Origin of the sequence: Candidatus Vicinibacter proximus, from assembly GCA_016713905.1 — a bacterium.
GTDB classification, from domain to species: domain Bacteria; phylum Bacteroidota; class Bacteroidia; order Chitinophagales; family Saprospiraceae; genus Vicinibacter; species Vicinibacter proximus.
This window is the reverse complement of sequence record JADJOE010000001.1, coordinates 1,564,890-1,578,368: the sequence shown is the minus strand read 5'-3', so window position 1 is coordinate 1,578,368 and position 13,479 is coordinate 1,564,890. Positions and strand designations below refer to the sequence as shown.

General features: G+C 36.5%; 11 protein-coding genes. 7 read left to right on the top strand and 4 right to left on the bottom strand.

All coding sequences use genetic code 11. The features are described from left to right. Positions 1-13 precede the first annotated feature (13 nt). The gene (locus IPJ83_06145; GenBank protein MBK7880126.1) at positions 14-364 is read right to left on the bottom strand and encodes a single-stranded DNA-binding protein; all 351 of its coding nucleotides are present in this window, start codon (positions 362-364) and stop codon (positions 14-16) included. A gap of 772 nt (positions 365-1,136) precedes the next feature. On the opposite strand from IPJ83_06145, the gene IPJ83_06140 reads away from it, so the two are divergent. Then, positions 1,137-2,951 carry an ABC transporter ATP-binding protein gene (locus IPJ83_06140; GenBank protein ID MBK7880125.1) on the top strand — a complete coding sequence of 605 codons (1,815 nt, stop codon included), beginning with the start codon at positions 1,137-1,139 and terminating at the stop codon, positions 2,949-2,951. A 384-nt stretch (positions 2,952-3,335) separates the two neighbouring features. Next, positions 3,336-5,459 carry a M3 family metallopeptidase gene (locus IPJ83_06135; protein ID MBK7880124.1) on the top strand — a complete coding sequence of 708 codons (2,124 nt, stop codon included), beginning with the start codon at positions 3,336-3,338 and terminating at the stop codon, positions 5,457-5,459. Between the two features lie 248 nt (positions 5,460-5,707). Here IPJ83_06135 and IPJ83_06130 read toward each other — a convergent pair whose 3' ends face one another. The 3 genes from IPJ83_06130 to IPJ83_06120 form a co-directional block, all read right to left on the bottom strand. Further along, on the bottom strand, positions 5,708-5,932 hold the full coding sequence (locus IPJ83_06130; protein MBK7880123.1) for a hypothetical protein: 225 nt from the start codon (positions 5,930-5,932) through the stop codon (positions 5,708-5,710). Between the two features lie 69 nt (positions 5,933-6,001). Beyond that, positions 6,002-6,316, bottom strand: a complete 315-nt coding sequence (locus IPJ83_06125; protein MBK7880122.1) for a hypothetical protein — start codon at positions 6,314-6,316, stop codon at positions 6,002-6,004. A 71-nt stretch (positions 6,317-6,387) separates the two neighbouring features. After that, a complete protein-coding gene (locus IPJ83_06120; protein ID MBK7880121.1) occupies positions 6,388-6,705 on the bottom strand; it encodes a hypothetical protein in 318 nt (105 codons plus the stop codon). A gap of 389 nt (positions 6,706-7,094) precedes the next feature. Between IPJ83_06120 and IPJ83_06115 the strand changes: the two genes are divergently transcribed. The 5 genes from IPJ83_06115 to IPJ83_06095 all read left to right on the top strand — a co-directional run bounded on the left by IPJ83_06115 (position 7,095) and on the right by IPJ83_06095 (position 13,440). Next, positions 7,095-10,376, top strand: a complete 3,282-nt coding sequence (locus tag IPJ83_06115) for a PD40 domain-containing protein (GenBank protein MBK7880120.1) — start codon at positions 7,095-7,097, stop codon at positions 10,374-10,376. A gap of 231 nt (positions 10,377-10,607) precedes the next feature. Beyond that, the gene (locus IPJ83_06110) at positions 10,608-11,057 is read left to right on the top strand and encodes a GNAT family N-acetyltransferase (GenBank protein MBK7880119.1); all 450 of its coding nucleotides are present in this window, start codon (positions 10,608-10,610) and stop codon (positions 11,055-11,057) included. A gap of 127 nt (positions 11,058-11,184) precedes the next feature. Further along, positions 11,185-11,580: a hypothetical protein gene (locus IPJ83_06105; protein MBK7880118.1), complete on the top strand. Its 396-nt coding sequence runs from the start codon at positions 11,185-11,187 to the stop codon at positions 11,578-11,580. A gap of 126 nt (positions 11,581-11,706) precedes the next feature. Then, positions 11,707-12,597 carry a hypothetical protein gene (locus IPJ83_06100; protein MBK7880117.1) on the top strand — a complete coding sequence of 297 codons (891 nt, stop codon included), beginning with the start codon at positions 11,707-11,709 and terminating at the stop codon, positions 12,595-12,597. An 18-nt stretch (positions 12,598-12,615) separates the two neighbouring features. Further along, positions 12,616-13,440, top strand: a complete 825-nt coding sequence (locus IPJ83_06095; protein ID MBK7880116.1) for a hypothetical protein — start codon at positions 12,616-12,618, stop codon at positions 13,438-13,440. Positions 13,441-13,479: the final 39 nt, after the last annotated feature.

Genomic DNA, 13,479 nt, shown 5'->3' with positions numbered 1-13,479 from the left:
ATGGATAATTAATTTATGCGACTTGTTCTTTTTTCATTTTCATAAAATCAGAAACCAGAATTTCAGTAATTGTTTTTGGAATACCATTTTTATCCTCATACGATCGGGTAACCAACTTACCCTTAACAAGAACAGCTGTTCCTTTCTCTAAAATCTTACTCATGTTCTCGGCCAAAGGGCCCCAGGCTACAAGTTTGTGCCAGTGCGTGTTGGTGATGTGTTCTCCATTGTTTGAGGTATAGGTCTCATGTGTAGCTAAAGTTGCTTTGGCTACAAACCTTCCTTTTTCAAGGGTGATCAGTTCTGGAGTTTTTCCAAGGTGTCCAATCAATTGGACTGAATTGCGTAGTGTGTTCATAAAAATAATTTAAACGTGAAACAAATTGTTAATAAAAAAATTGACAGGACAAAGGTGAGATGCTTATAAATCCTGACTCGTAATTCTAACGGGTATATCCGAATGTATCCGTAAATAAACGTATAATAACGGCTATAGGCCCACTGCATAAAGACTTTCTAAAAAACATTAAAATGGAATTCTGTCCACCAAAATGAATATTTTGCAATTAATTCACTGAAACAATTAATTATGGAGTCAGGTAAATTTTATGCGGATTAAGTGGAAATTAAACATATTTAGCAACTATATTAATTAGATTCCAATACCTCATCATATATTTATCGAAAGAGAAATTCAGATCGGCCCTTTTCATTTTGGCATTAAGAAATGAAAACAGCCTTGATTTTTTTAGTTCTTTTTTTTCCAAACAAAAAAAAACAATGCTCATAGAATGGAATTTAGGCCAATTTTAGTGAATAACGGGGTACGCAAAACTGGTTCCTCTTTAAATTTTTGACTCGAAACTACAGATGCCGTAATCTTTGAAAAAAAATGGCATCCAAGCCCCAAACTAAAATATCCAGATTAATCCACCCGTATCCAAGCCTACATTATCTAAATAATAGTGTTGATGATAAACTGAATTAAATCTTGCATTTTGCTCTGTTGGGGTAAAATTCTATAACCCTCTGTTAAATTAATATACGCAACATAAACCTGCCAAGGAAATATTTGTTGTAACACTCTACAATCGTAAATTTATACCTGCTTCCTTCCCATTTTAGAAAAATCATCCATGAAAATTCTTTTGCATTATTTAAAGCCCCATAAATGGCTCGTCATATTTACACTTTTGATGGCCGCCATCAACACCGGCTTTTCTTTGATTGACCCTATCCTGCTAGGTAAACTGGTTTCCCTTGCTTCTGATCATCAATCCTCGAGTAACGGATTTACTTACTATGACTTTTTCTGGAAATTTGAATGGATTACCCGTAGAGATAAACCCTACCTTCAACTAGGTGTTTTTTACATTCTCATTTTTTCCATTTCTGTTGCCATGATCAGCCGTATTGCCAAGGCATTTCAGGATTATTCCTTGAACGTGGTCATTCAAAAATTTGGCGCTACAGTTTTTACGGATGGTTTACAACATGCCATGAAACTCCCCTATCAGGAATTCGAAGATCAGCGTAGTGGCGAAACCCTTTCTATTTTAACTAAAGTCAGGGCGGATGTGGAAAAATTCATGATCAGTTTTATCAATGTGCTCTTTGGGGTTTTAATAGGAGTTGTTTTTGTATTTTCTTATGCCGCGGTCTTCATAAATTGGCGAATACCCATTGCTTATTTAATCGGAATTGCCATACTTACCTTCATTACAAACATCCTCAGTAAAAAAATAAAACTCATCCAAAAAAATATAGTTGGCCAAACAACTGCACTTGCCGGTTCTACTACTGAATCGCTCAGAAATATTGAACTCGTAAAAAGTCTTGGGCTCACACATCAGGAAGTGGAAAGACTCAATAAAAACACCTATAAGATCCTGGGCCTTGAATTATCCAAAGTGAAAAGGATTCGAAGCATTAGTTTTATCCAGGGCACTTTGGTAAATACTTTAAGACAAGTTATCTTATACATCATCATGTGGTTAATTTTTAGAAATGAAATGGATGCCGGCCAATTGGTGACCATGCAAGTATTTTCATTTTTTATCTTCGGTCCTTTGCAGGAAATTGGAAACATCTTACTCTCTTATCGCGAAGCAGAAGCCTCGCTGAATAATTTTGACCAACTGATGAAAAAGGCCCCGGAAAGTATTCCGGACGATCCGAAACACCTTGGAAATATCGAGGAATTATCCTTCCATAATGTCTCCTTCAAACACCAGACTGCCATGCACAAGGCCATTGACAACATCAGCTTTAGTGTGCGATCCGGAGAAACGATTGCCTTCGTTGGTCCAAGTGGTAGCGGCAAGTCCACACTCATGAAGTTATTGGTTGGTTTGTATCGCCCGTTGACCGGTAACATTTATTACAATGGTCTGAACGAAACTGAAATTCTTTATGACGATCTTCGGAATCAAATTGGATTTGTAACACAGGACACTAATTTGTTCAGCGGTACCATCAAGGAAAATTTAATTTTTGTTAAACCTGATGCAACAGATTCTGAAATAACAGATGCGCTTCACAAAGCCTCTTGCACGTATTTATTATCCAAAGCGGATAAAGGTCTTGACACCGTAATTGGCGAAGGTGGATTAAAATTAAGTGGCGGTGAAAAACAAAGATTGTCCATCGCAAGAGCACTGCTCAGAAACCCGCACCTACTCATTTTTGATGAAGCAACATCTTCACTGGATTCTATCACTGAAGAAGAAATAACCGATACGATTAGAAATATTTCTTCTCTTAAAGCACAAATTACCATTCTTATTGCCCACAGATTGAGTACCATCATGCATGCAGATCGAATTTTTGTTTTGGAAAAAGGCGAAGTAGTCGAAACAGGAACACATCAGTCTCTGCTAAATGAAAAAGGACTATACTATGCGCTTTGGCGTCAACAAATCGGTGAAAGAAAGAAAATTGTGGTAAGTTAATTTAGATGAACAAAAATTTATTGATTTAAAATTCAGAGTGTAAATTGAATAGATCATGCCAAGAATTTAAAGATTGAAAATAGCTGTGCCTTTGCTTTTTAGACTTTGCTTGTAGAAACATGTCAAACATTTTTGACACTTTCTTTCTGAATTTTGAAATAATTGGATTAATAAATTTTCGATCTCCTTCTAATCAGCATATTGTAAATGGTAACTTGATCCGGTATTGTCATCAACCATCAAGATGGATAAAAAATCTAATCCATTTCCTCTGTCCAAACAGTTGACAAGTAAATAGGAAAGAAATTCGTAATTTTACAGCCTATTTAATAAAAACAAACGAATATGTTTAAACCATTCCAGGCTCTAACTGCCGTAATTTTGATGACTATGATTTTTGACAATTGTACTTCGAGTAATGAAAAAAAAGTTCAGGCTCCGGCTCCAACTGCAAACCCTCTTACCCAAAAATGGGAAGGACCTCATAATGGGGTACCGGCCTTTGATAAAATACAAGTGGCTGATTTCTTACCGGCATTCGAAATCGGTATGATGGAAAAAAGCAATGAAATTGCTAAAATAGCAGGTAATCCTGAAGCCCCAACTTTTCAAAATACCATCGAAGCACTTGAAAAAACCGGCAACACCCTCAAAAGAGTTCAATCCATATACTACGTCTGGACTTCCAATATGAGCACTCCGGAAATGGAAGCCGTCCAAACGACCATTGAACCTAAACTTGCTGCTTTTTCAGATTCCATCATCCAAAACACACCCTTGTTTCTGAGAATCGAATCGGTTTATAATTCTCCAGAAAAACAAAATTTAAGTCCTGAACAGCAGAGACTGGTCTGGAGATATTACACAAATTATGTTTTAGCTGGTGCTAAATTAGATTCTACCAATAAAAAAAGAGTTGCTGAGATCAACCAGCAACTTGCTGGATTATTTACCAAATTCAGTCAACATCAATTGGCTGACGAAGGAGACAAATTTTTAGAATTGACTTCTGAGAAAGACTTGGACGGCCTTCCTGAAGGCGTAAAAAATGCTGCTGCAGAAGCTGCCAATGCCAAAAACAAAAAAGGCTCCTGGATCATTGCAAACACCAGATCTTCTATTGAACCTTTCCTTTCCTATGCAAACAATCGAGAATTAAGGGAAAAAGCCTGGCGTATGTTTATCAACAGAGGGGACAATGGAGATGCAAATGACAATAATGCAATCATCACGGAAATTCTACAACTCAGAGCAGAAAGAGCTAAAATTTTAGGTTACCCTACGCACGCTCATTGGAGATTGGCTGATAAAATGGCACAGACTCCTGAAAAAGCCATGGCATTATTAGAATCCGTATGGCCGGCTGCAGTTCAAAGAGTAAAGGAAGAAGTGAAGGACATGCAGGCACTGGCAGATAAAGAAGGTGCAAAAATTAAAATCGAACCTTGGGACTATCGTTACTTTGCTGAAAAAGTCAGAAAGTCAAAATTCGACCTGGACCAGGATGAGGTAAAACAATATTTACAGTTGGAAAAACTTCGCGAAGGAATGTTTTTTGTTGCTGGAGAATTGTTCAATTTAGAATTTACACAAGTCAATGATGTTCCGGTTTTCCATCCAGATGTAAGGGTATTCAAAGTAACCAATAAAACAAGCGGACAGCAAATCGGCCTTTGGTATTTTGATCCTTATGCGAGAAAAGGTAAAAGATCTGGAGCTTGGATGACGGCCTATAGAGATCAGGAGAAACTTAATGGGGACATCACTACCATTGTATCCAACAATTGTAATTTCATTAAGGGCAAATCGGATGAACCTATTTTAATTTCCTGGGATGATGCAGAGACCTTATTCCATGAATTCGGACACGCTTTGCATGGTCTTAATTCCAATGTAACATACCCATCTCTGTCCGGCACAAGTGTGGCTACAGATTATGTCGAATTCCCATCGCAAATTATGGAACGTTGGCTATCTACACCTGAGGTATTACAGAAATATGCACTCCATTATAAAACAGGAGAAACTATTCCGGATAAATTGCTAACCAAAATTAAAAACGCCGCAACTTTCAATCAAGGTTTTGCAACTGTGGAATATCTTTCCAGTGCACTCATTGATATGAAATTGCACCTTGCTGGTTCCACTAAAATTGATCCGGATGTCTTCGAAAAAGAAACCTTGACTGCCATGAATATGCCTGCAGAAATGGTGATGAGACACCGTACTCCTCACTTCGGTCACATTTTTGCTGATGATGGTTATTCAGCAGGATATTATAGTTACCTATGGTCAGATGTTATAAGCGCGGATGCCTACGAGGCATTTGTAGAAGGCAAGGGTCCATACGATAAAGAAGTGGCAAAAAGATTGTACGAAAATGTGTTTAGCATTGGCGGCACAATAGATGAAGCTACCGCCTATAGAAAATTTCGTGGTCATGATCCAACTTCAAATGCTTTGATGAAAAATCGTGGATTTAAAGTGATAGCAAATAAAAAAGGATAATTCAGAAGATAGATAAATATATAATGTAGATCTGGATTTATATTTTGAAAAAATATTTCCTCTCCAATTATGGATGCTTAAATTTTTTCTTGAAGAGGATTGTTTTGCTTATTTAAACCTTTGAATATTTGTAGAATAATTATGGTCTTTTAAAAGCAATCCGTGTTTTATTGTTTCTAAACGAAACACGGAATGTTTTTAAAAATTAAACTAATCCCTTTACAGATTACACCTTAGAAGTATATCAATTATTGCAGAAACTTGCCGAGGATAAAAATCATTCCAACGATTACCGCCCAGCATAACCAGGAACCTAATATATACAATAACCCATGGCCAAATTTACCCTGCTGTTCTCCAAACTGATAAGCCTTGTACAACAAATAGAAAACAAAAATAGACCCCAACCCTAAAGCCTCTTTCATCCGAAAAAAGTTTTCATCCGGTCGTCTATTCAATAATGCCTCCTTCATATAAAACAAGCTTAACAATGCCGTAATTAGCATCAAACAGTAATACAATAATTTTTGTAAAAAAATCATCTACTGCCAATGTAAAGGTCCATTAAAAAAGAATAATCCAATAAAGACTACTACAATGGACAGGACTATGGATGCAATTAAAATACCAATTGCCGTTGCATATTCACCCGAATTGGTCATGTTGGTATAAGCAAAATACAGTCCAACCACCTCAACCAAAGTTGCACATAAAAAAATAATCGCCTCCGACTTTTTTCCACTACCGATAAAAATTATACTGTGTATAAGATTAACAGCATTAAAAAAATAAAAGATACTTAATAGTCCTCCTACCCCAAATAGGGCAAAGAAAACAGTCTTTGAAAAAAATCCCATTTCGTAAAATTGTACTTCTTAAACAAACAAATGCATAAATATTAAAATGTCGACCGCAGTCGGTTTACAAATCAATTCCACCTTCCTCCGGCAGAAACTATAATAATTAATGCCCAAATGGCATATAACAAAACCAGGCCAATAGGTAAATACAATAAAATTGCCCCAAGTCTGGCATAGTTTGGATTCTTTAATAAATAATAAGATCCAACCACCAACAAGGCTAAAATTCCACCAATTGAAAGATTCCTCCCACTTGCAAGAAAGGATTCATGATGTCCCATAGACCGGTTTGCAAAGTATACAAATAGATTGACAGCGCCCAAATAAAGAAAATAGATAGACACAATCGCAGTACCAATTAATATATACAACTGGATTCCTTTCATAACTTCTGCAGATGATTAAAAGTAAACGAATAATTTTAAATAATCAACTAATCATAACATATATTGCCTTTCGAAGGTAATTATTTTATATAAACTCATATTAACTTCTCGATAATTATTTGAGTCCTTTTTAAAATGAAATTTACTCATGTAAACCAAATAATCTCCTGAAGATTGCTAAAGGATTCAAATAATAAAATCTGACCATACAGCTTATTGCCCATCACCTGATCATTGAAATTCAAGTGTCCGCCTAGTCATTTTAAACTTAAATCAAAACACGATTTTTCCTATTTTTAAACAATCTACGAACACCTTCGTTCTTAATTTATATCTTTGTTTTACAAACCAATTACATGAACTCATTTTATCAGACAAATAATAAACCAATGTGGTCAACTTTTGTAAAAAAATGCATTTGGCTTTTAATAATTGCTGGATCTCCAGCCATTTATGCTCAAATAGATGCCGGATTATTCAGGTTTCCGGATGTCTCTGCGGACCACATAGTATTTACCTATGCCAATGACCTTTGGTTGATGCCAAAAGAAGGTGGGACAGCTCAAAAACTGAGTTCGCCTAAAGGAATTGAATCATTCCCAAAGTTTTCATCAGATGGAAAAATGATTGCCTTTTCTGGTAATTACGATGGTAATAATGAGGTCTACGTTATACCTACTCAGGGAGGTGCTCCGGTAAGGCTTACTTATCACAGTTATTTTGATCGGGTGGTGGATTGGCATCCGGATGGAAAGCAAATCCTGTTCGCATCTGGTAGGGAGAGTGAAAAAGAAAGATTTAATCAATTTTACACCATTCATCATACAGGGGGCTCAGCCTCCAAACTGCCCTTAGCATATGCTGAATTTGGAACCTATTCCCCGAACGGTGACAAAATGGCCTTGGTCTTTCGTTCAACAATTTTCAGTACCTGGAAACGCTACCGTGGTGGTGACGTTGCTGATATCTATATCTATGATTTTAAAGAGAAAAAATCTCAAAACATTTCATCTAATATCGATGCGGGTGAAGAATTTCCAATGTGGCACAACGAATCAATTTATTTCCTCTCTGACAATGGACCAGAAAAAAGAATGAACTTATGGAAGTATGATCTAAAAACGCAATCAAGAGTGCAATTGACTTTTTATAAATCGTATGACGTGCACCACCCATCTATTGGTCCTTCTGAAATTGTTTTTGAGGCTGAAGGAAAACTTCATTTATTAAGTTTGAAAGACCATAAGATTAGAGATATTAAAGTTAATCTGATCAATGACCAAAATTTAGTTAGACCTTCTTATGAGTCAGCGGAAAAATTTATTGCGCATACTACCATCTCTCCTGATGGAAACAGGGTACTTGTGGAAGCAAGAGGAGAAATCTTCACTTTACCTGCTGAAAATGGATATGTTAAAAATTTGACCAGGTCGTCCTCTGCTGCCGAAAGATACCCTGCTTGGTCACCCGACGGTAAATCAATAGCCTATTGGTCAGACGCAACCGGAGAATATGAATTGTATCTTAAAAATTTAGATGAATTTGTTGAACCCATAAAATTGACCAGCCTTGGCAAGGGATTCCGATATCAAATTTTTTGGTCACCCGATAGTAAAAAATTAGCTTTTATAGATAAAGCAATGCAAATCATGATTTTTGATGTGGAAAAAAAATCAATGCTTTTAGTGGACAAAGCGCTAAGTTGGGCGCATTGGCCATTAGAAAGTTTTATCCCTTCCTGGTCATCTGACAGTAAATATCTGGCATACTTCAGAGATTTGGAAAATTCACACAATGCGATTTTCATTTATGATCTGCCCAATAAAAAAACGAATCAGGTTACCAGTGGATATTATGATTGTTCGTATCCAAGTTTTGATCCGGAAGGTAAATATCTTTACCTGCTTACGAATCAATCCTTCGAACCCATTTACAGCGATCATGACAACACTTTCGTCTATCCAAATTCCACCCAATTAGCAGCGATTTCTTTGGCTAAGAATACTCCTTCTTTTTTGTTTCCAAAAAATGATACAGTCCTAATCAAAGTCGATGAACCTAAAAAAGAAGTAACGGATTCAACAGCGAGTTCAACTAAAGAAAAAAAGAAAAAGAAGATTAAACCTGAGGAATCTGCAGTGTTGCAAATTGATTTTGAAGAAATCGAAAGAAGATTATTCCTATTGCCACTTCCTGCAGGAAACTACTCAAACCCGAGTGCTGCAAATGGCAAATTAGTGTACATTAAATCTCCTAATACAGGATCTGCAAAAACTGAAAAATCCTCACTCAAATATTTTGATATAGAATCCAGAGAAGAGAAGACAATCCTGGAAGGCATAAATTCTTATAAACTTTCTTTTGATGGTAAAAAAGTGCTTGTTTCCCAACAAGGGAGTTGGGCTGTACTTAAAGTGGAAGAGGGACAAAAAATAGACAAAAAACTCCGTGTAAATGAAATGGAAACCTTCATCAATCCTAAAGAAGAATGGCAACAATTATTTATGGATGCATGGAGATTTGAAAGAGACTATTTCTATGATGAAAATATGCATGGTGTAGATTGGGATAAAGTAAAAAAACAATACTTAAAACTTTTGGAAAGTGCCATGTCACGAGAAGAAGTGAATTACATTCTTGGAGAAATGATTGGGGAATTGAATGCCTCCCATACCTATCGCGGAGGTGGCGTGGAAGAATCTCCAAAAAGAAAAGACGTCGGATACTTAGGAATCAATTGGACGCAGGATAAGGGTTATTACAAAATTGGAAAAATTATTAAGGCTGGCGCACAGGATGCAGAAATTAGATCCTCCCTGGATGCCCCGGGTTTATCGATAAAAGAAGGTGATTTTATCCTCGCCGTAAATGGAAATCCATTGAACACCGCCACTGAACCCTTTGCTTATTTCCAGGGACTTGCAGGAAAAACCATTGAACTCACTTACAATTCAAAACCGGAATGGAATGGAGCTCAGACTGTCCTGGTTCAAGCCATGTCAGATGAGTCACGATTAAGACATTTAGCCTGGATCGAAAGCAATAGAAAAAGAGTAGATGAAGCTACTAATGGAGAGGTAGGATATATTTATGTCAGAAGCACAGGTACGGATGGACAAAGCGAATTAATTAGGCAATTTGTTGCTCAATGGAACAAGAAAGCTTTAATCATAGATGAGCGTTTTAACAATGGTGGACAAATTCCTGACCGTTTTATTGAAGTTTTAAATCGGGAACCCCTTGCGTTTTGGGCCATCAGAGATGGTAATACCTGGCCATGGCCACCCTATGCAAATTTTGGCCCTAAAGTAATGTTGATAAATGGATGGAGTGGGTCAGGCGGTGATGCATTTCCAGATTATTTTAGAAAGAAAAAACTTGGTCCACTTATCGGTGCAAGAACTTGGGGAGGCTTGATTGGCATAAGCGGAGTTCCATCACTTATCGATGGAGGTGGCATTACCGTTCCAACCTTTAGAATGTATAACCCTGATGGTACGTGGTTTAAGGAAGGACATGGCGTTGAACCGGATATTCTCGTAGAAGAGGACCTCGGCGCCATGGCAAAAGGCATTGATCCGCAATTGGAAAAAGGTATCGAGGAAATTAAATTATTACTGAAATCAAAGGCATTTAAACAACCGGACAGACCGGCCAAAGAGATCAGATAAATGGATAATATAATTTGAGATCCATAATTAGCTTAACAAAATATCCAGAAATTCAGACCAGAGAGATTTTCTGACCATTCCTGGTGTATGGAATTCGTATAAATACAAATAGCAAATCAAAAAATTATTGTTGAATTTCTCCTTTAAAATAAAAAATCTAGAAGCAAACCATTCTATTTGAAAATGGTGTCTACTCAATACATATCTGTATAATTAATAAAAACATAATAGATGTATAATATAAAAAAAGCTGAATTATCTGATCTTGACAGGATATCCCCACTTTTTGATGCATATAGAATTTTCTATAATTATCCATCTGATATTGAAGAAGCTCAGAAATTCTTAAAAGACAGAATGACCAAAAATGAATCTGAGATATTCTTGGCACTTACATCATCCGGAACCGCAATTGGATTCACCCAATTATATCCCCTTTTTTCTTCCACCAGAATGAAAAGACTTTGGTTGTTAAATGATCTTTATGTGGAGGATATTCATCGTGGCAAAGGAGTATCGGTAATGCTAATCGATGCAGCAAAGAAACTATGTTTGGACACTGGGGCATGCGCCTTAACATTGGAAACTGCGAAAACAAATTTTATAGGAAATAATCTATACATTAAGACGGGATTTAATTTGGATCAGGACCATAATTATTATGAATGGACAAATAAATAATTCATTCCGCTATAATTCTAAACAACAATCACAAAGCAAATTATTTAGAGAAATGATGAAAGTCTTATATAGTATTGACAATAATCATTAGGATTTTTACCGATTTCCTTACTTTTGTCGCTGACATATGAAGACTGTTGTTGTTTTCGGTTTATTGCTTACCCTCTTACTGCCTGGTTTATTTAAATTAGGAACCTTTATCAGTTGGGATATGAACAGAGCAGAGATTACGGCCAGGTATTGTATCAATAAATTTAAGACAGAGAAAAAATGTAACGGCAAATGCCGTTTGTCCGTGTTGTTGAAGTTATACGATCAGGAAAATGTTCCATTGACAGACAAAAGTTCGGGTAAATGGTCAGAATCGGATTTATCACCCTTTGAGACCATTGAATCGGTTCATTTTGATGAGATGGTCTTTTGGAATGCATACGGCCTTGTACGCAACTTTGGCTACATGGAAGAACATCGATCCAGTCACTATATGGATATTTTTCACCCCCCTTCCATCCTTAAAGTTTAATTTAAAGACCAGGGTATTCTTATCTTGGATACATCGGCAATGATTATTGTTCCGGTTTGAAATGGCATCTCGCTAAGTCGGAATTTCGATTATTGTTCTCAATTTTTCATTTTTAAATTTAATAAAATGCGCATTGCGATTTTTATCGTTTTGCTATCTACCATACAGATAGTCAAAGCTTGTGATATATGTGGCTGTACTTCTCAGGGTAATTACCTAAGCATTTTACCGGATAACAGATACCATTTGATCGGTTTGCGGACAAACTATTCTAGGTACCACTCAACGCATCCGGATGAAAGTATTTCTGGCTCTGATATTTTATTTACAAGTGAAATATGGGGGCGGTATATTCTTAAATCAAAAATCATGTTTACGGCAATCCTTCCCTTCCACATTCTTTCAAGAAAAGAAGGCTCAGAAAGTATAAATACGTCAAACATCGGTGATGCAATGTTAATGACTCATTGGATTGTCCTCAAATCCAAAAAATCTAATCTTAATCAAAATCTTATCATTGGTGGAGGAGTTAAATTTCCTGTGGGCAATAGTAATCTAATTAAAAATCAAAATACCTTACCTCCGGGATTGCAACCCGGAACAGGCACTTTTGACTTTGTCGCTAATGTGAATTATCTTATCCGTAAGAATAACTGGGGCGCTACACTTGATCTAAGTGGCCGTCTAAATACTGAAAACAACAAACAGTATAAATTCGGAAATCGACTTACATCTTCCATTAAGATATTGCATTGGTGGAACAAAACCGGATATAGTCTGGTTCCACAATTGGGAGTGGATATCGAGAACGGAGAAGTAGATACAAAGAAAAATATCCATGTGGAATTTACAGGAGGAAATATCCTTTGGGCCAATGCCGGAATAAATTTATTTCTAAATAATAATTATTCATTCGGATTAAACGTGCAAACCCCAATCACACAATCTCTTAATCAAGGTCAAACTCGTGCTTATCCCCGGATAAATGCACAATTTATTTATTTATTTAACAATTAATTTTTTAAACATTAAATCATGAAAACTTATAAAACAAAAATATTTCAATCCATATTTTTTATTTCTTCAATTTTGCTCTTCTCAACTATTACCTCTTGTGATAAATCAGAAGATAATATTGTTGGAACCGGGACTGTAACTGTTGAATTCGACAACCGCGCAAATGGAAATCCACTTTTACTAAACAAGGATTATATAAATGAAAATGGTGAAACCATGAATTTTTCCACTTTCAATTATTTCGTAAGCAATTTCTCCTTGGTGAGAAATGATGGCAGCATTTATGTGGTACCTAAAGACAGCTGTTACTTTTTAATTAAGGAAGACGGCGGATCTAACCCCGAAATCAGTTTAAACAACATTCCTGCCGGAGACTACAAAGAACTTAGATTTATCATTGGTGTGGATAGTCTTAAAAGTGTTAGCCCTGCTTCAGAACGCATTGGAGCTCTTGACCCTGCCGGAGAAGCAGCAGGTATGTATTGGGCCTGGAACAGTGGATATATTTTTGTAAAAGCAGAAGGAACATCTCCACAGGCCCCATTGGATACAAACTCCAATACAAGAAGATTCAGATACCACATTGGCTTATTTGGTGGCCTGAATTCCCCTACCATAAACAATATTAAATCCGTATCCATCCATGATCACCATGGTGATGTTGCAACCGTAAGAAGCAATATATCTCCAAACTTTCACCTTAAAGTGGATATCATGGAAATGTTTAAAACTCCAACAACTGTAAGTGTAGCTCAATATCCAACGGTTATGGTGAACCCATATTCATCAATCATTGCTAACAACTTTGCAGACATGTTTACTTTGGATCATATTCATAATTAATTTCTATCCGGCAAGGAGGACTTAAATCGTCCTCCTTGT

Excerpts from the sequence above, each read along its gene's own strand:
- IPJ83_06140 (MBK7880125.1), top strand. The coding sequence starts at position 1,137 with ATGAAAATTCTTTTGCATTATTTAAAGCCCCATAAATGGCTCGTCATA.
- IPJ83_06135 (MBK7880124.1), top strand. The coding sequence starts at position 3,336 with ATGACTATGATTTTTGACAATTGTACTTCGAGTAATGAAAAAAAAGTT.
- IPJ83_06130 (MBK7880123.1), bottom strand. The coding sequence starts at position 5,932 with ATGAAGGAGGCATTATTGAATAGACGACCGGATGAAAACTTTTTTCGG.
- IPJ83_06125 (MBK7880122.1), bottom strand. The coding sequence starts at position 6,316 with ATGGGATTTTTTTCAAAGACTGTTTTCTTTGCCCTATTTGGGGTAGGA.
- IPJ83_06120 (MBK7880121.1), bottom strand. The coding sequence starts at position 6,705 with ATGAAAGGAATCCAGTTGTATATATTAATTGGTACTGCGATTGTGTCT.
- IPJ83_06115 (MBK7880120.1), top strand. The coding sequence starts at position 7,095 with ATGTGGTCAACTTTTGTAAAAAAATGCATTTGGCTTTTAATAATTGCT.
- IPJ83_06110 (MBK7880119.1), top strand. The coding sequence starts at position 10,608 with ATGTATAATATAAAAAAAGCTGAATTATCTGATCTTGACAGGATATCC.
- IPJ83_06105 (MBK7880118.1), top strand. The coding sequence starts at position 11,185 with ATGAAGACTGTTGTTGTTTTCGGTTTATTGCTTACCCTCTTACTGCCT.
- IPJ83_06100 (MBK7880117.1), top strand. The coding sequence starts at position 11,707 with ATGCGCATTGCGATTTTTATCGTTTTGCTATCTACCATACAGATAGTC.
- IPJ83_06095 (MBK7880116.1), top strand. The coding sequence starts at position 12,616 with ATGAAAACTTATAAAACAAAAATATTTCAATCCATATTTTTTATTTCT.